Source organism: Streptomyces sp. NPDC003011 (genome assembly GCF_053591515.1).
The window spans coordinates 16,889-34,439 of the sequence record NZ_JBSFTY010000005.1; the positions used below are offsets into that span (position 1 = coordinate 16,889).

Annotated in this window: 15 protein-coding genes and 2 pseudogenes; 12 read left to right on the forward strand and 5 right to left on the reverse strand. The window is 73.4% G+C overall.

Annotation, left to right across the window (positions count from 1 at the left end; genetic code table 11):
• Nucleotides 1–41: 41 nt before the first annotated feature.
• Both ACWD0J_RS03785 and ACWD0J_RS03790 read right to left on the reverse strand, forming a co-directional pair.
• A complete protein-coding gene (locus ACWD0J_RS03785) occupies nt 42–896 on the reverse strand; it encodes an SDR family oxidoreductase (RefSeq protein ID WP_451494110.1) in 855 nt (284 codons plus the stop codon).
• Nucleotides 893–1,540 (reverse strand): ScbR family autoregulator-binding transcription factor, encoded by a 648-nt coding sequence (locus tag ACWD0J_RS03790; protein WP_451494111.1) that lies wholly within the window; start codon nt 1,538–1,540, stop codon nt 893–895. Before ACWD0J_RS03790 ends, ACWD0J_RS03785 begins: the two co-directional genes overlap by 4 nt.
• Nucleotides 1,541–1,760: 220 nt before the next feature.
• On the opposite strand from ACWD0J_RS03790, the gene ACWD0J_RS03795 reads away from it, so the two are divergent.
• From ACWD0J_RS03795 to ACWD0J_RS03825, 7 genes and pseudogenes are all read left to right on the forward strand, one after another.
• The gene (locus tag ACWD0J_RS03795) at nt 1,761–2,627 is read left to right on the forward strand and encodes a ScbA/BarX family gamma-butyrolactone biosynthesis protein (protein WP_451494112.1); all 867 of its coding nucleotides are present in this window, start codon (nt 1,761–1,763) and stop codon (nt 2,625–2,627) included.
• Nucleotides 2,628–2,695: 68 nt separating this feature from the next.
• Entirely contained in the window at nt 2,696–3,343 is a 648-nt protein-coding gene (locus ACWD0J_RS03800) for a ScbR family autoregulator-binding transcription factor (protein ID WP_451494113.1), read from the forward strand.
• Nucleotides 3,344–3,474: 131 nt separating this feature from the next.
• A complete protein-coding gene (locus tag ACWD0J_RS03805) occupies nt 3,475–4,671 on the forward strand; it encodes a damage-control phosphatase ARMT1 family protein (RefSeq protein ID WP_451494114.1) in 1,197 nt (398 codons plus the stop codon).
• 97 nt (nt 4,672–4,768) lie between these two features.
• Complete coding sequence (locus ACWD0J_RS03810) at nt 4,769–4,900, forward strand: hypothetical protein (RefSeq protein ID WP_451494115.1); 132 nt, start codon at nt 4,769–4,771, stop codon at nt 4,898–4,900.
• Between the two features lie 260 nt (nt 4,901–5,160).
• The gene (cyc2, locus tag ACWD0J_RS03815; RefSeq protein ID WP_451494116.1) at nt 5,161–7,317 is read left to right on the forward strand and encodes a germacradienol/geosmin synthase Cyc2; all 2,157 of its coding nucleotides are present in this window, start codon (nt 5,161–5,163) and stop codon (nt 7,315–7,317) included.
• Nucleotides 7,271–7,735, forward strand: a pseudogene (locus tag ACWD0J_RS03820) (multicopper oxidase domain-containing protein); the annotation flags it as partial. The gene cyc2 and the pseudogene ACWD0J_RS03820, both read left to right, overlap by 47 nt.
• A 197-nt stretch (nt 7,736–7,932) precedes the next feature.
• Nucleotides 7,933–8,544, forward strand: a complete 612-nt coding sequence (locus ACWD0J_RS03825; protein WP_451494117.1) for a PDZ domain-containing protein — start codon at nt 7,933–7,935, stop codon at nt 8,542–8,544.
• Here ACWD0J_RS03825 and ACWD0J_RS03830 read toward each other — a convergent pair.
• A pseudogene (locus ACWD0J_RS03830) lies at nt 8,537–9,139 on the reverse strand (metallophosphoesterase). The gene ACWD0J_RS03825 and the pseudogene ACWD0J_RS03830 overlap by 8 nt on opposite strands.
• Nucleotides 9,140–9,311: 172 nt before the next feature.
• On the opposite strand from ACWD0J_RS03830, the gene ACWD0J_RS03835 reads away from it, so the two are divergent.
• The gene (locus tag ACWD0J_RS03835; protein ID WP_451494118.1) at nt 9,312–10,439 is read left to right on the forward strand and encodes an aminopeptidase P family protein; all 1,128 of its coding nucleotides are present in this window, start codon (nt 9,312–9,314) and stop codon (nt 10,437–10,439) included.
• Nucleotides 10,440–10,482: 43 nt separating this feature from the next.
• On the forward strand, nt 10,483–11,463 hold the full coding sequence (locus ACWD0J_RS03840) for an aminoglycoside phosphotransferase family protein (RefSeq protein WP_451494119.1): 981 nt from the start codon (nt 10,483–10,485) through the stop codon (nt 11,461–11,463).
• A 102-nt stretch (nt 11,464–11,565) separates the two neighbouring features.
• Here the strand turns inward: ACWD0J_RS03840 and treZ are convergent, their stop codons facing one another.
• Nucleotides 11,566–13,311: a malto-oligosyltrehalose trehalohydrolase gene (gene treZ, locus ACWD0J_RS03845; protein ID WP_451494120.1), complete on the reverse strand. Its 1,746-nt coding sequence runs from the start codon at nt 13,309–13,311 to the stop codon at nt 11,566–11,568.
• A gap of 174 nt (nt 13,312–13,485) precedes the next feature.
• Between treZ and ACWD0J_RS03850 the strand changes: the two genes are divergently transcribed.
• From ACWD0J_RS03850 to ACWD0J_RS03860, 3 genes are all read left to right on the forward strand, one after another.
• The gene (locus ACWD0J_RS03850) at nt 13,486–14,037 is read left to right on the forward strand and encodes an FHA domain-containing protein (protein ID WP_451494121.1); all 552 of its coding nucleotides are present in this window, start codon (nt 13,486–13,488) and stop codon (nt 14,035–14,037) included.
• Nucleotides 14,038–14,218: 181 nt separating this feature from the next.
• Nucleotides 14,219–15,583, forward strand: coding sequence for a M14 family zinc carboxypeptidase (locus ACWD0J_RS03855; protein WP_451494122.1), 1,365 nt, complete (start codon nt 14,219–14,221; stop codon nt 15,581–15,583).
• Entirely contained in the window at nt 15,580–15,999 is a 420-nt protein-coding gene (locus tag ACWD0J_RS03860; protein ID WP_451494123.1) for an SSI family serine proteinase inhibitor, read from the forward strand. The genes ACWD0J_RS03855 and ACWD0J_RS03860 overlap by 4 nt, the downstream gene beginning before the upstream one ends.
• A 53-nt stretch (nt 16,000–16,052) precedes the next feature.
• Here the strand turns inward: ACWD0J_RS03860 and ACWD0J_RS03865 are convergent, their stop codons facing one another.
• Nucleotides 16,053–17,300 (reverse strand): M14 family zinc carboxypeptidase, encoded by a 1,248-nt coding sequence (locus ACWD0J_RS03865; protein WP_451494124.1) that lies wholly within the window; start codon nt 17,298–17,300, stop codon nt 16,053–16,055.
• Between the last annotated feature and the right edge of the window lie 251 nt (nt 17,301–17,551).

Here is a 17,551-nt window from a genome sequence, read left to right on the forward strand (position 1 = left end):
GCCGGCCGGTGCGGATGGGCACCGGCCGGCCCGCCGTCCGGTCAGGCGCGGAAAGCGGACAGGTGCTCGGCGGCCCAGTCCCGGTAGGACCGCGCGGGCCGGCCGAGCAGCTCGGCGACCGTCGGGTGCACGCGCGCCTTGGTCCCCTCCCGCCCCCGCACGGCACTCTCCGCCAGGGCCCGCGCCACCGGAGCCGGATACCGCTCCAGCATTCCCCGCAGCACCTGGTCCTGCGTCAACTCCGCGAATTCCAGCGGCCGATGGAGCAGGGCCGCGAGAATCTCCGTCTGTCGGACCGGGCTCACCGCCTCGGGCCCGGTGAGCGCGTGTGCCCGCCCCGCGTGCTCCTCGATGCCGGTCAGCGCGCGGACCGCCACCTCCGCGATGTCCCGTGGATCGACCGCGGCGGTCTCCGTGTCGCCGTGCGGGGCGCGCACCACGCCCTCCTCGCGGACCGAGCGCGCCCAGCCCAGGGTGTTCGACATGAAGGCCCGTGGCCGCAACAGGGTCCAGGTCAGACCCGAGGCGCGCAGCAACCGCTCGTTCTCCCGGTGCCACTCGGTGACCAGATCGGTGGCGTCCGGCTCGGTCACCGACAGGGTCGTCACCTTCACCACATGGCGGACTCCCGCCGCGCGGGCGGCCGTCAGGAAGTTCTCGTCATGGGCGTGCGTGAGCGGATCCGCGGTGACCAGCAGGGCGGACCGCACGCCGGTCAGCGCCCGCCGCAGACCGGCGGGGTCCTCGAAGTCCCCGCCCACCACCTCGGCGTGCGCTCCCGCCGGGCCGGCGACGCGTCGCGGGTCCCGGGTCAGCAGGCGCACCGGCTCGCCGCCGGACAGCCGCCGGGCCGTCAGCCCGCCGACCGTACCGGTCGCCCCGGTCAGCAGGATCACGACGTCGCCGCGTCGAGCGAGGCGAGGACCCGGGCGCCGCGGTCGGCCTTGCTGTCGAGGGCGAGCAGCAGCCCCGGCACCGCGATGCTCGGCAGGACATGGGCCCACAGCACGGACAACCGGTGCCCGAGATCGTCCCGGTCGGTCAGCGCCCGCGACATCAGCTGGATGCCGGTGAACGAGCCCACCAGCAGCTCCACCGTCTCCCGGATGTCCACCGTGGGCAGCAACTCGCCCTGCGCCCGGCCCTGTTCCAGCAGTGAGGTCAACCGGTCCGCCCATTGCCGGAACGGCTCGCCGTGATCGACACCGGACGGCGAGGCCTGGTCCACCGCCAGCCGCACGCTGCCCCGCAACAGGGCGTTGCCCAGCAGCCGTTGACCGACGACGAAGGTCATGTCGATCATCTCCTGCAACTTGCAGGGCTGTGGCGGAACCGTCCCGAACGGCACCTGCTCGTCGAGCACTGCCTGAGCGAGCGCCTCCTTGGACGGGAAGTGGAAATACAGGGCGCCCTTGGTGACGTCGGCCCGCTCCAGCACCATGGCGATGGTGGTCGAGGTGTAGCCGTGCTCGTCGAAGACCGCGCCCGCCGCTTCCAGGATCGCCCTGCGCGTCCTGATGGCGCGCTCCTGTCGTGCCATAAGAGCCCCTCCGCTGCGCCGCGTTGTCCGGTTCCGTAGTCGGTGTGCCGCGGTGACCCCGATCATAAGGTGCGCGGGACTGGTCTCATTGAAAACAAACCGGGTGCCTCGTACTCTAAACGCTCACCGGAGCGGACGTTTCACCGTCCGCACCTGGCCTTTCGGGGGGACCGTAGGGAGAGACATGCCTCAACCGCGGCAACGTGCCGAATCCCTGTCCATGACCGCGACCGTCCCGCGTCAACTCGTCCACCGCGCGGCGGTCGCGGAGACTCTCCTCACCGGCTGGACACGGAACGAGCCCGACCGATTCTCCGTCTCGGCGCAATGGCCGCGCGCGCACGGTTTACACGTGTCGGCGGACTGGTCCGCGTACGACCCCCTGCTCGTCGTGGAGACGGTGCGGCAGAGCGGGACACTGATCGCGCACACCGAGTACGACGTGCCGCTGGACCACCACTTCGTGCTCCAGGAGTTCGAAGTCGACACGTTCGCACAGCACTTGTCCGTGGGCGCGGTCCCGGCGGAGCTGACCGTCGAGGTCGTCTTCGTCGACGTCCAGTACCGGGGCCGCCGACCGGTGGGTGCCCGTTACACCGCGGAGGTCCTGCGCGGCGGGGAACGCGTGGCGACCGCGCGGGTGGCGTTCACCTGCGTCAGCGAGCCCGTCTACCGCCGGCTGCGTGGCGGCCGTACGGCCGCCACGGTGGCCCCTGTGCCGTTGCCGCCCCCGCTGCCCGCCGCCGCCGTCGGCCGTGCGCTGTCCGGGGACGTCGTCCTCGCCCCGTCCGGGCGGCCGGACCTCTGGCAGCTGCGAGTAGATACCGCACACCCCGTTTTCTTCGACCACCCCCTCGATCACGCCCCCGGCACGCTGCTGCTGGAGGCCGCCCGGCAGGCCGTACGGGCGCGGACCGCGGGGGCGCGCTCACCGGTGTCCTTCCACATCACCTTCCACCGCTATGCCGAGCTGGACGAACCCACCTGGATCGCGGCGTCGGACGGGGACGGGACCGACGTACAAGTCGTGGGCACACAGGGAGAGTCGACGGTCTTCGCCTGCACGGTGGGTACCGCGGCCGGGTGAGCTATCGTGGACGGCGAGGCCAGAAACAAACGGCATGACCCGTTCTTTCCCGCAGGAGTGTCCCGTCCATGCCGAGGCAGTTACGCGCCGAGCAGACCCGTTTGACGATCATCGTGGCCGCCGCCGAGCTGTTCGACCGGTACGGCTACGAGTCGACCAGCCTGAGTGACATCGTCGAGCACGCCCAAGTCACCAAGGGCGCCCTCTACTTCCACTTCGCGGCGAAGGAGGACCTGGCCCACGCGATCATGGAACTGCAGTCCCGTGCCTCACGCCGGCTGGCGAGCGACGCGGACGGCCGGGGCTACACCTCGCTCGAAGCGCTGGTGCGCATCACCTTCGGCATAGCGCGGCTGTCCGTCGACGACCCGATTCCGCGGGCCGGCCTCCGCCTGGCCACCGGAGGGCTGGAGGTGCGCCCGCCGCTGCGGCACCCCTTCACGGAGTGGCTGGAGCTCTCCACCCGCAAACTCCTCGGCGCGGTCAAGGAGGCCGACCTCCATCCGGACACCGACGTCGACGCCGTCGCCCACTCCCTCGTCTGTTTCTTCGTCGGCACCCGCGTCGTGAGCCGCTCCCTGGAGCCGGTGACCCGACAGCCGCGCCGACTGGCCGAGATGTGGCACGTGATGATCCGCGGCATGGTCCCGGTGCCCCGGCGGGCGCGGTACCTGACCCTGGTCACGCAACTGGAGCGGGAGATCAGAGTGGGGTGACGCGGGCCCGTGCCGGTGCCGGTGACACCGTCGCGGGTGCGGGTGCGGGTGCGGGTGCGGGCCGGTGACGTGCGTGCGGCCGGTGTGACGTGCGCGCCGACGTTCGCGGCCTGCGCGATACCGTGAGGCGCATGCCCGACACCCCGCCGCCCGTGTCCGCGCCCGGCCCGTCCGCGCCCGTGATTTTCGGTGACGACCCCGGTTCGTTCCCGCACAGCGTGCTCGCCGAGCGGCACCCCGCGATCGTCCGGCAGGTGCGCGAGGCGTTCCCGTACGGCCCCGAGCAGCATCACGCCCTGGAGGCACTGCTCACGAGCTGCACCAAGGGAGTGATCGAACCGCTCCCGGCCGACGCGCACGACCTGGACCGCTGGGCGGACTGGGGCATGGGCGAGTACACCGGCCGCTCCTGGTTCGACGTGCCGTGGCTGTGGGCGGAGAGCCGTTTCTACCGCCGGCTCCTCGACGCCGTCGGCTACTTCGGCCCCGGGCCCTGGCAGGGCATCGACCCCTTCCGTCCCTTCAAGCTCGCCGAACTCGACTCCCGCGAGACGGACGAGGAACTGGCCGCGCTCGACGACCTCGCCGGCCGTTCGGCGGACGAGCAGGCCATGGCCCTGCTGCACGGTTCCCTGTGGGGCAACCGCGCCGACCTCGGCTTCCGCCTCTCCGACGCCGCCGCCGAGGACCGGGCCGCCGTGCCGAGCCTGGTCGCCGACCACAGCGACACCCTGTGGACGCTGCTCACGGGCACGGGCACGCTCTGCCTGATCGCCGACAACGCCGGCCGCGAACTGATCCCGGACCTGCTGCTCGTCGACCATCTCCTGACGCACCGGCGGGTCGAGCGGGTGGTCCTGCACGTCAAGCCGTACCCGTACTACGTCTCCGACGCCACTGCCGCCGACGTGGTCGACGCGCTGCGCCGGCTCGTGAAGGCGCCGGGCGAGGCCGCGGCGTACGGGCGCCGCCTGTGGTCCGCGACGGCCGACGGCCGGCTCACGGTCCGCGCCCACCCGTTCTCCTGCGCTCCGCTGCCGTACGCGGACCTGCCCGGGGACCTCCGCGAGGAACTCGCCCCGGCCGTGCTGACCGTGGTCAAGGGCGACCTCAACTACCGCCGTCTGGTGGGCGACCGCCGATGGTCCCCCACCACCCCCTTCGCCGACGTCACCGCCCACTTCCCCGGCCCGGTCGCCGCCCTGCGCACCCTGAAATCCGACGTGATCACCGGTCTGGACGCGGGCACGGAGGCCGCGCTGGTCGCCGCCGAGGGGCAGGCCTGGCGCACCAGCGGCACCCATGCGCTGATCCAGGTCAGGCCCTGAGGCGCCCCTGGGAACTTCCTCCGCCCGGCTCCCAGCGGCCCCACGGGTCTCCGAGGCGAACCGCTTCGGCGTGCCTTCGTGCGGTGATCGAGCCACCGTGCTGCGCACGATCGCCGGACTGCTCCCCGCGCGCGGGGGCGCGATCGCCATCGCCGGCACCCCGGTCACCGGCGTCCCCGACCGCCTCACCGTCGTCTTCCGGGACTACGGCCGCTCCCTCTTCCCCTGACCCACGGTCCGGGACACCGTGTGCCTCCCACCCTCCTCCTCAAGGACGAGCCCTTCGGCTCCCTGGACGTCAGACCGGAGAGGTCCTCGGACACCTCCTCCTGGAGGGCCACCGCACCGACGCCACGACCATCTTCTTCGTCCGGTGGCGCACGCCACACTCTGCGTCCCCCACTGCCGGATTCGCTCCCGATTCACGCGATGGTGTGATCATGTCCCGGCCCGCGGATGCCGCCCGAGGGCCCTGGGTAGGGCCCGGCCATGACGCAGCAGCCCTTCGAACTCCCGCACTTCTACATGCCGTATCCCGCGCGGCTGAACCCGCACGTCGACGAGGCCCGCGCTCACTCCACCGCCTGGGCACGCGAGATGGGCATGCTGGAGGGGTCCGGGATCTGGGAGCAGGCCGACCTCGACGCCCACGACTACGGTCTGCTCTGCGCCTGCACCCACCCCGACTGCGACGGCCCGGCCCTCTCGCTCATCACCGACTGGTACGTGTGGGTCTTCTTCTTCGACGACCACTTCCTGGAGACCTTCAAGCGCACCCAGGACCGGGCCGGCGGCAAGGCCTACCTGGACCGGCTCCCGCTGTTCATGCCGATGGACCTGTCGACGCCGATGCCCGAGCCGCGCAACCCGGTCGAGGCGGGCCTCGCCGACCTGTGGACGCGCACGGTGCCGTCGATGTCCGCCGACTGGCGCCGCCGCTTCGCCGTCGCCACCGAGCACCTGCTCAACGAGTCCCTGTGGGAGCTGTCCAACATCAACGAGGGGCGGATCGCCAACCCGGTCGAGTACATCGAGATGCGCCGCAAGGTGGGCGGCGCCCCCTGGTCGGCGGGGCTCGTCGAGTACGCGACGGCCGAAGTGCCCGCCTCCGTCGCGCAGTCGAGGCCGCTGCGGGTCCTGATGGAGACTTTCTCCGACGGCGTCCACCTGCGCAACGACCTGTTCTCCTACCAGCGGGAGGTCGAGGACGAGGGCGAGCTCAGCAACGGCGTGCTCGTCCTGGAGACCTTCTTCGGCTGCACCACCCAGGAGGCCGCCGACACCGTCAACGACGTCCTCACCTCCCGCCTCCACCAGTTCGAGCACACCGCGGTCACCGAAGTGCCCGCCCTGGCCATGGAGAAGGGGCTCACGCCGGCCGAGGTGGCCGCGGTCGCCGCGTACACGCAGGGTCTGCAGGACTGGCAGTCCGGCGGGCACGAGTGGCACATGCGCTCCAGCCGGTACATGAACGCGCGGGCACGGCCCACCAAGCCGTGGCAGGGGCTGACCGGCCCCGGCACCTCCGCGGCGGACGTCGGCGCGCTGCTCGCCTCGGCCGGCGCGGAGCGCCTGCGCGCGTACACGCACGTGCCCTTCCAGAAGGTCGGCCCCTCCCTGCTGCCCGACTTCTCCATGCCCTTCCAGCTCCAGCTCAGCCCGCATCTCGGCGGCGCCCGCGACCGGCTCACCGACTGGGTGCACCGCATGGGCATCCTCCAGGAGGGCGTCTGGGACGAGGACAAGCTCGCCGCCTACGACCTTCCGCTGTGCGCGGCGGGCCTCGACCCGGACGCGACGCCCGAGGCCCTGGATCTCAGCTCCAGTTGGCTCGCCTGGGGGACGTACGGCGACGACTACTACCCGCTCGTCTTCGGCCACCGCCGTGACCTGGCCGCCGCCCGGCTGACCACGCAGCGCCTGTCGGACTGCATGTCCGTCGACGGCGAGGAAGCGCCCGTCCCCCTCAACGCCATGGAGCGCGGACTCGTCGACCTGTGGACGCGGACGACGGCGAAGATGACCTCCGGACAGCGGCGCGGCCTGAAGGACGCGGTGAACGTGATGACCGAGAGCTGGGTCTGGGAGGTGTCCAACCAGATCCAGAACCGCATCCCCGACCCGGTCGACTACCTGGAGATGCGCCGCGCCACCTTCGGCGCCGACCTGACCATGAGCCTGTGCCGGATGGGTCACGGCCCCGCCGTCCCGCCGGAGGTCTACCGCACCGGACCCGTCCGCTCCCTGGAGAACGCCGCCGTCGACTACGCGTGCCTCCTGAACGACGTCTTCTCATACCAGAAGGAGATCGAGTACGAGGGCGAGATCCACAACGCGATCCTCGTCGTGCAGCACTTCTTCGGCATCGACTACCCGACCGCGCTGGGCGTCGTCGACGACCTCATGACCCAGCGGATGCGGCAGTTCGAGCATGTCGCCGCGCACGAATTGCCCGTCGTGTACGACGACTTCCAGCTCTCCGCCGAGGCCCGCGAGGTCATGCAGGGCCATGTGGTCGACCTCCAGAACTGGATGGCGGGCATCCTGCACTGGCACCGCGAGGTCGACCGCTACAAGGCCGACTGGCTGTCCGGCCGCGCCCACGGCTTCCTCCCGGACCGGCCGCCGGCGGTGCCGATCGGCTGACCCCCCTCGGAGCCACGAACAGTGGAGCTTCCTCGACCTCGCGCCGAAACCCCACCCGATGCACATCCACCTCGCCGACTTCCAGGCACTGGGACGGGACCCGTACGTCGTGCGGGGCTTCGACGCGGCGGCCGGCGGCACCCGCACCCCGCTCGCGTACGACCCGACGACCACCATCCCGCTGGCGCCCAACGAACTCGGCTGCAAGGACGTCTACCGGGTGCCCGGAAACCAGATGCTGCGCATCATGGGCAGGTTCGACGGGGCGTACGGCCGCCTCACGTACCACTGCCACTGCCACTTCCTCGAACACGAGGACGTGGGCATGATGCGGCCCTTCGTCGTCCTGCCCGCCGAGGCGCTGATGTTCGACCACGGGGGAGCGCACGGCGGCCACGGCGAGGGCCACACGGGCTGACGTACCTCCTGCCGCCGGTGGCCGGCCGTCCACGAGGCGCGGTCCCAGAACTGTCAGGGGCCGTGCCCAGGCGGTCGCGGCGCCGGGGGAGGGGCCGAACGGCTATGGCTTCCCGCCCTTGACCGCCGGTCAGTCTCACTCGTTCGTGGCTCGTCGTGCGCTGCCGCCCCGGGTAGAGCATCAGCCGGAGGCGATCCATGGAACAGACTGCACTGCGTCCCAAGCCGATGCCCGGTCGGGAACCGGGCGGCACCCCGTCCGGGCCCGGCCGGCGCCCGCATGCCGCACGGCGGCGGGGCCGACGGCTGCGGGCCCTGCTGTTCGCCCTGGTCGCCGGTACCACCCTGGTCCTGTCCGGGATCGGCCTCGGCACGGTCGGCGCCACGGTGATCGGCATGAGCAAACTCGCCGAACTGCAACGGCAGGCGGGGCGGGCGGGCGAGGGGGGACAAGCCGCGTCCGGGGTGCGGGGGGACGCGTCCGCCTCGGTGCACCCGGGCCCTTCCGCGCCGTCCTGGACACCACGGTCCTCGCCGGCGTCCGGCGCTGCGACGCTCGGCCTGGAGGCCGTGGACGCCGAGAAGGTGGGCGCCCTGGTCGTCGGCGTCCACGTGCCGGGCCCGGGCTACTCGGCCGGCCTGGTCCGGGGCGACGTGCTCCTCACGTTCGGCCGGAGCCGCGTCGACTCGGCAGCCGACCTCGCGCGCGCCGTCAGGGAGGCCCGCCCCGGCAAGGAGGTGACCCTGACCGTGCGGCACCGCAGCGGCGGCTACCAGCAGTTGACGGTCAGACCGGGCGTCGTCACCTGACCATCCGGAAGTGACTGGTCAGCCGCCCCTCGGCGCCCCAGCAGACGGAACGCCGGCCCGACCGGGGCCTCCCGGTCCGCACCCTGGGGTGGCGGCGGGCGGGTGCGCGTGACCGGTGATCAGCCCGGCGATCCCGGGCCGCCGCGCCACCAGGGCGGCCGGCGGGTGGTGGAAGGCCGACAGGACCGGAAGGTCCCCGTCGAGTTCGCCGGGCGTCGCCTCGATCCAGCCGTACGGCTCCTCGTCCAGGGGCGCCTTCGTCGCTCCCCGGGACGCTGGAGTCCGCACATCGGCACGGCGCCGTCGTCGCGGACATGCGCTGTTGACCGGCCCCTCGGCCGCGGACGCTCCCAGCAGGACCGTGCGGTACGGCGTCCGGCTGTCGTGGCTGCCGGGCGGATGAGCACCGGGAAGGGCGCGCCCGGTCGTGCGGCCCGAGGACACGGGTGGCCTCCTCGTACTCCGCCTGCGCGCCGTGGTCCGCGATGTCCCCGGTGACCAGCAGCGCGTCCACCGGCCCCGGCCGCTCCCGCAGCCGCTCCCGTACCCGCTGATGTGGGCGAGGACGAGCACGACGGACGCCTCCGGTCGGCAGCCGCTCAGGGGATCGGCCGACCCGAACCTCGGAGATGATGGTTGCGCAGCAGTCATCCGTCAGGAGGAGCGGGCGGCGGCCGGAATCCGAAGGCACGACAAACGGCTCGCGCGGCCCCCGCTGTCCGGGCAGGATGCTCCCCGTAATCCTTCACCCGCCCTGGGAGGCCCGGATGACCGGCAGTACGGCCGCGCTCTTCACCGCAGAGGACTACCGGGCCCGTATGGAGCGCGCCGCCCGGACGGCCGCCGACGCGGGGCTCGCCGGGCTCCTGGTGGCGCCGGGCCCCGACCTGGTGTGGCTCACCGGCTACGCGCCCACCGCGGTCACCGAACGGCTCACGCTGCTCGTCCTCGCCCCCGGGCAGGACCCCGTCCTCGTCGTCCCCACCCTGGAGGCCCCGGACGCGGCGAAGGCGACCGGCGCGCCCGCGCTGACCCTGCGCGACTGGACCGACGGCAAGGACCCCTACGCCGCCACCGCCGCGCTCCTCGACGCGGGCGGCCGTTTCGGTGTCAGCGACAACGCCTGGGCCATGCACCTGCTGGCACTGCAACGGGCGCTGCCCGGCACCTCGTACGCCTCCCTCACCGAGGCCCTGCCGATGCTGCGTGCCGTCAAGGACGCGGCGGAACTGGAGCTGCTGGCAGCCGCGGGAGCGGCCGCGGACGCGACCTTCGAGGAGATCCGGAACGTTCCCTTCGCGGGCCGCCGGGAGGCCGAGATCGCCGCGGACCTCAGTCGCCTGCTGCGGGACCACGGGCACGAGCAGGTCGACTTCACCATCGTCGCCTCCGGCCCGAACGGTGCCGACCCGCACCACGAGGCCGACGACCGCGTCGTCGAACGCGGCGACATGGTGGTCCTCGACTTCGGCGGCCTCAAGGGCGGCTACGGCTCCGACACCTCCCGCACGGTCCACGTCGGCGCGCCGACCGACGAGGAGCGCCGGGTGCACGACCTCGTGCGCGCGGCCCAGGAGGCGGGCTTCAGGGCCGTACGGCCCGGCGTGGCCTGCCAGGAGGTCGACCGGGCCGCCCGCGCGGTCATCGCCGACGCCGGATACGGCGAGTACTTCATCCACCGCACCGGCCACGGCATCGGCGTCACCACGCACGAGCCGCCGTACATGATCGAGGGTGAGGAACAGCCCCTCGTGCCCGGCATGTGCTTCTCCGTGGAACCCGGCGTCTATCTGCCCGGCCGTTTCGGGGTACGCATCGAGGACATCGTCACCGTCACGGAAGACGGCGGCCGCCGGCTCAACACGACGAGCCGGGAGATGGTCATAGTGGACTGACGAACAGCAGGAGCCCCCGTCCCCGACTGACAACGGCGCGACCATGACCCAGGCACCGACACCCACCGCGGACACCGTCCGCCGACTGGTCCGTTCCCTGCTCAAGGACGGCGGGGCCGGCGCGGACGACACCGCCGGGCCGGAGGTCCGGCCCGTCACCGAGGGCGATCCGCCCTCCACCTGGTGGGTCGGCGCCCGCCATGTGCTGCGCCTCGCCCCCGACCGGGAGGCCACCGTCCGCCAGCGCCGCGAACTGCGCCTGCGGGACCTGGTGCGCCCGCACCTTCCGGTCGCGGTGCCGACCAGCGTGGCGCACGGCGAGTGGGCCTCGGGGCTGACCTACACCCTGGACACCAGGGTGCCCGGCGGCTCGGCGGAGGAGCACGACGTGTCCGCCGTCGGCGAGGCCGACCTGGCCGGACTCCTCACCGGCCTGCGCGAGGTGCCGGCCCGGCAGGCCGAGACGCTCGGCGTGCCGCGCGCCGCACCGCGCTCCCTGGAAGCACTGCGCCGGGAAGCCGGGCGCGCCGTCGAACGCCTCGCCGAAGCGGACGAGTTCGACCCCGTACGCCTGCACCAGCTCGCGCCGACGGCCGCCGCCCAGCTCGCCGCCCAGTCCGGCACCGCCGTCCTCGTCCACCACCGCCTCGGCGGCGAACACCTCGTGGTCAGCGCCGACGGCCGGGTACGCGGTGTGCTCGACTGGACCGGCGCCATCGTCGGCGACCCCGCGGAGGACATCGCCGGCCTCGCGCTCGCCGTCGGCTCCCCGGCCGCCGTCCGCGCCGCCACCCTCGCCGGTTACGGCGCCCGCCCCTGTCTGCGCGGCCTCTGGCTCGCCCGCTGCGACACCGTCGTCCGTCTCGCGGCCCGCCTCGACGGCCGCGACGACAGCCCCCTGCCGCTGCTCCGGACGCATCTGCGGCGTGCCTGGGAGGCGATCCTGCTGGAGCGGCTCACGGAGCTGCGGGACGAGGGCGAGGCCGAGGGCGAGGCCGACGACACGGACGGCGGGGCCTCCTGAAGGGCCGGCGGAGGAAGCCGGGCGTCGGTCGGCATCTGGCGTAAGCGCTTGCGTAAACGCTTACGCAAGCGTTTACGCGCGCGCGTCCGGTGCCCGCCCACGTCACGTCTGCAACAGCACCACGCACGACTCCCCGGGCACATGCAGCAGCCCGCCCGCGCCCGGTGCCTCGACCGGCTCCCACGCGGCGAGCACGCGCACCGGGCGGGAACCGAGCGGGATGGCGGCCGGTTCCCCGGCGAGGTTCACGGCCACGCGGACGTCCCCGCGCCGGAAGGCCAGCCAGCGGCCCCGTTCGTCGTACGCCACCTTCGTGTCGGCGAGGTCGGGGTCGGTGAGGTCCGCCTGCTCGTGCCGCAGCGCGATGAGCTCGCGGTACCAGGCCAGCACGCGCGCGTGGGGCTCACGTTCCGGCTCGGACCAGTCGAGGCAGGAGCGCTCACGGGTCGCCGGGTCCTGCGGGTCGGGAACGTCCTCCTCGGCCCAGCCGTGCGCGGCGAACTCCCGGCGCCTGCCCCGCCGTACGGCCTCGGCGAGCTCGGGATCGGTGTGGTCGGTGAAGAACTGCCACGGCGTGCCCGCCGCCCACTCCTCGCCCATGAACAGCATCGGCGTGAAGGGCGCGGTGAGCACCAGCGTGGCCGCGCAGGCCTGCAGGCCGGGGGAGAGGGACGCCGCCAGCCGGTCGCCCTGGGCGCGGTTGCCGACCTGGTCGTGGGTCTGGCTGTAACCGAGCAGCCGGTGTGCCGCCACCCGCGAGCGGTCCAGGGGGCGCCCGTGGTGCCGGCCCCGGAAGCTCGAGTACGTGCCGTCGTGGAAGTAGCCGCTGGTGAGCGTCTTGGCGACCGCCGCCAGGGGAGCGCGCCCGAAGTCGGCGTAGTAACCCTGGGCCTCGCCGGTGAGCGCGGTGTGCAGCGCGTGGTGGAAGTCGTCGTTCCACTGGGCGTGCAGCCCGAGACCGCCCTGCGCGCGCGAGGTGACCAGCCGCGGGTCGTTCAGGTCGGACTCGGCGACCAGGAACAGCGGCCGGCCCAGATCGGCGGCGAGGGCGTCCACCTCGGTCGACAGTTCCTCCAGGAAGTGACGGGCGCGGGTGTCCGCCAGCGCGTGCACCGCGTCCAGCCGCAGCCCGTCGAGCCGGTAGTCCCGCAGCCAGGCCAGTGCGCTGCCCAGCAGGAACGCGCGGACCTCGTCCGAGCCGGGCGCGTCCAGGTTCACGGCGGAACCCCAGGGCGTGTGGTGGGTGTCCGTGAAGTACGGCCCGAACTGCGGCAGGTAGTTGCCGGAGGGGCCCAGGTGGTTGTGCACCACGTCCAGGACCACCCCCAGACCGAGCTCGTGGGCCCGGTCGACGAAGCGTTTCAGTGCCTCGGGACCGCCGTACGGCTCGTGCACCGCCCACAGCGAGACTCCCTCGTATCCCCAGCCGTGCCGGCCGGGGAAGGGACACAGGGGCATCAACTCCACGTGGGTGACACCCAGTTCGACGAGATGCCCGAGACGCTCGGCGGCGGCGTCCAGGGTGCCCTCGCGCGTGTAGGTGCCCACGTGCAGCTCGTACAGCACCGCCCCGGGCAGCGGCCGGCCCGCCCACGCGGCGCGCCACGTGTACCGCTCGTGCTCGACGACCGCGCTCAGCCCGTCGGGGCCGTCCGGCTGGCGGCGCGAGCGCGGGTCCGGCAGCACGGGGCCGTCGTCCAGGGCGAAGCCGTACCGGCTGCCGTCCCGCGCCTCGGCCTCGCCCGTCCACCATCCCGCGCGTTCCGGATCGCGCTCCATCGCATGTGCGGCGCCCTCGCACTGGAGCGTCACACGGTCGGCCTGCGGTGCCCACACCTCGAACTGCACGGACGGTTCCCCTTCGTCTGTTCACCGTGATGTAGCCCTGTCCATGATGTTTCAAACGGGATCAATACGCCGGTGAATCCGTCCCCTTGCGGCAGGTGTCGCCAGGTACGCGCGCGTGGCGGTCGTTTTCGCGTCTTCTGGACACCCGGCGTCCGCTGGCCGACAATCACGAACGTGACGTCGTCCTTCGAGTTCAACACGTACCCCGCGCGGCTGTCCGACGCGGAGCGCGACAAGGCACTGAAGGTGCTTCGTGACGGCGCCGCCATGGGCCGGCTCTCGCACGACACGTTCATCCGGCGCATGGAGTTGGCGCTCGCCGCCCGCCGCTTTGACGAACTCGCCGTGCTCACCGCCGACCTGCCCCGGGACAACCGCGTCTTGCGCCTGGTGTTCGGCACCGTCGAGGCGGTCTCCGGCTTCACCGTACGGCTGCGCAGGGCCTGGCAGGCCGAGCGGCTGCCCAAGCTGCTGCTGCCGCACCCCGGCGACGGCTACCCGCTGCGCATCGGCCGCGACCCCGCCAACGGGCTGCGGCTGACCCACGAGACGGTGTCCCGCGTGCACGCCGAGCTCAGCCGGCAGGGCGGCATGTGGGTGCTGCGGGACCTCGGCTCCACCAACGGCACCACGGTGAACGGACGACGGGTCACCGGCGCCGCCGTGGTCCGCCAGGGCGACCAGATCGGGTTCGGCCGGATGGCGTTCCGGCTCTCGGCCGACTGAGCGGACGCCGCCGGCCGGCCGGGCGCACGGCATGATCGACTGAGCCATACCTTAGCCCTGGCCCGTGCTTTACCCGATGTGTTGACTCAAGTCCCTTTGCTCTCCGTGGTGTTGACGTACCCGTCAAGTCGTGACTGACTGTGCGTACACCATGCACACCAGGTGAACCGACGGCACCGCATTGCGGAGGTGTGCCCTGCCGCCACTCCACCGCTACCCGACCGTCGACGAACTCGGCGCGCGGGCGGCCGCACTGGTCGCCCGTCACCCCGAAGACGCCCGACTGCGCCGGGCGGGCACCTCCCGCGCGGGCACGCCCCTGTGGCTGCTCTCCGTCGGCCACGGCAGCCGGCAGGCCCTCGTCGTCGCCGGCCCGCACGCCAACGAACCCGTGGGCGGCGCCACCGTCCTGCGGCTGGCCGAGCGGGCCCTGGCCGACCCGACGCTCACCACGGGCGCCGACGCCACCTGGAACCTGCTGCTGTGCCTCGACCCGGACGGCCTGCGCCGTAACGAGGGCTGGCTCCAGGGGCCGTACACCTTGGGCCGCTACTTCCGGCACTTCTTCCGGCCCGGCTTCCTGGAACAGCCCGAATGGCTGCCCGACGGCGCGGCCGCCGCCGTCCTGCCCGAGACCCGCGCCCTGCTCGACCTCCAGGACGAACTGCGGCCCTTCTTCCACTGCTCCCTGCACGGCGTCGACGTCGGCGGCGGCTTCGTCGAGCTGACCCGCGACCTGCCCGGCCTCGCCCAGCGCGTCGCGCACACCGCGGACCGCCTCGGCATACCGCGCGAACTCGGCCCGTACGACACCCTGTACTGGCCGCGCCTGGGGCCCGCCGTCTACCGGATACCGCCCCCGATCCCGGGGGACCTGGCCGCGGCCATCACCGAGGCCGCCGTCGAGTCGACGTGGTACCACCCGCACCGGCACGGCACGGTGACCGCCGTCGTGGAGGCACCCATGTGGGGCGTGGCGGCGGTGGAGGACGCCCGGCCGCCCGCGGACCGGGCCGGCGCGCTGCGGACCGTGAGCCACGCCCTGCGGCACGACGCGCGGCTCCTGGAGGTGCTCCTCGCCCGGATCCGCCCGCACGTCTCGGCCACCCCGGACGCCGCCCGCCTGATCGCCCCGGTCGAGGACTATCTACTGGTCTGCCCCGGCCTCGCCGACGCCTGGGACCCCGACGTCCCCGACGGCGCCCGCCCGCTGCCGCCCCTGAACTCCGCCCACCTGGCCGCCCTGCGCATCGCCGGGCGGCGGCTGGCACTGCGCACGGCGGGGCTGCTGCACCAGCTCGTGACCCGTTCCGGCGCCGATCCGTCCGGTGCTCTGCCCGAGCTCGACCGGCTGCTCGACCAGTGGTGCGCCGACTACCGCGACGGCTGCGGGGCGCGCTGGGTCCCGGTCGCCCGCCAGGTGGAGTACCAGTCGCGGGTCGTGCTGGCCGCCTTCGAGCTCGCCGGGCGGTACGCCCCCGGGTGCTCCCGTTCGGGTGAGCCGGGGTGGGGTTCCCAGGCCGCCGTGCCGATGCATCGGGAATGACGCACACCACCACAGCGAAAGCGGTCCGGGGCTCCCTGCTGGCCGCGGCGGCCCTCCTCCTCGTCACCGTGGCCCCGGCGCGGGCGACGCCCCAGGAGGGCATCCCGGGCGGCTGGCTCCTCGTGACCGTCACCACCGGCGACGCCCGGTCCAGCGACACGCGCGGCACCCTGCTGCTGTGCGACCCGCCCCAGGGCCACCGGCGCGCCGCCGAGGCCTGCGCCCAGCTGGAGGCCGCCCTCGGCGACCTCCGTGCCATCTCGCTCCGGGACGTCCGCTGCCCGATGGTCCACGCCCCGGTGACCGCCCACGCGCGCGGGCACTGGAAGGGCCGGCAGGTCGACTACACGGAGACCTTCACGAACCGGTGCGTGATGGGGGCGCGCACCGGGGCGGTCTTCGCGCTGGACGGCTGACGTCCACCGCGGCCCCGCCCCCGCGCGCGGGGGCGGCGGACGGGTACGGCCGCTCACCCCGCCCGCTCGCGCGCGTGCAGGGCCGCCGCGACCACCGTGCGGGACTGGTGCTCGACCTGGTGCTGCACGGGCACCCAGCGCGCCCGGAAACGTTCCGCGAAGGCGTCGCTCCAGGCCGCGACGAGCCGTTCGAGGCGCGGGACCGCCGGGTCGCCGGTGTCCCGCAGGACCCGCAGCAGCATGGCCGCCGCCCGCAACGGCAGCCGGCGCGCGAACGCGTCCACGCTGCCGACGTACGCCCGGGTGTCGTCGGCGGGCGGCGTCCGCATCCAGTCCGCGGCCAGCCCCGGCACCAGGTCCATGCCCCATCGGGCCGCCCGCAGCAGCGGGTCGTCGAGGGTCCGCAGCCCGGGCGCGTCGGCGACCACCCGTTCCACCTCCCGAGTGTCCCGCAGCAGCCGGCCCGCCAGCCGCCGCATCGCCGCCGCGGGGGCCGGGTGCGGCGCCGGATCGTCCACCAGGTCGCTCGCCCACATCGGCACCTCGACGACCGCGGTCAGCCCGCCGTACCGGTGCGCGTGGTACCAGGTGCACCGGCGCGCGTCGTCCGGCATGCTCGGGTACGCGGCGCCCGCGCCGGGCGCCGGCATCACGTGCACGCCGGGCCCGGAGGCGGGCCAGCCCGCCGCGTCCGAGGCGCCCGTCTCCACCGGGATGTTCAGCTCCGCCGCCGACTTGGCGAACGGCTCGGCGAGCCCCGGCACCGCCCTCGTCAGCTGCACCCAGCTGCCGCCCACGTCGGTGCCGTGGAGGGTCACCTGGAGGTAGGGCCGCAGCCGGTCGATGACTGCCTTCAGGGCACGGGTCTCCGGCGGCAGCCGGTCGGGCGGCACCAAGGACGGCGACCACTCCGGCTGCTCCGGTCCCGCGGGACGGTAGAAACCGAGGTGGTAGTCGAACAGGCTGCGCGGCGCCGGAGTGACATGCAGACGCGCCCCGTCGGGATCCGCGCACAGCAGGAAGTGCCAGGACGTGTCCGACCTCAACCTCCGTTCGCGCAGCACCCGTTCGGCGACCGCGAGAAGCGTGGCGCCGCCGGTCGGTTCATTGGAGTGGGCGCCCGCGACCACCAGTACGGCACGTCGGGCGTGCCCCAGGGACAGCAGATGCAGCGGCCTGCCCGCCCGGGAGACGCCCACCTGTCTCAGGGCGCATACGTGAGGCCGGTGCGCGGTCAACGCCCGTGCCGACGAGATCAGTTCGGTCACCGTGGGGTAGCGCAGCTCCGGCAGGAGACTCACCCCCGTCACATCCGCCCGGCTTCGCAATCCGCAGTACCCCACGCCCTCGTTGACGTGTCAAGGACTCCGAGGGGAGGCTCCAGGGGGCGCCCGGATGCACTCACCGCCGGCGGCCAGGGCCGTGGGTGCCGGCGGAATCGCCCGCGCCGCACGGCCGCGGTGGCGGGGGCCGACGCTCGCTGCCGGGTCCCGGTGCTCACCGCCGGTGCAGCCCGCGCCCGGCCAGTGTCAGGAACGCCGCGCCGACCGCC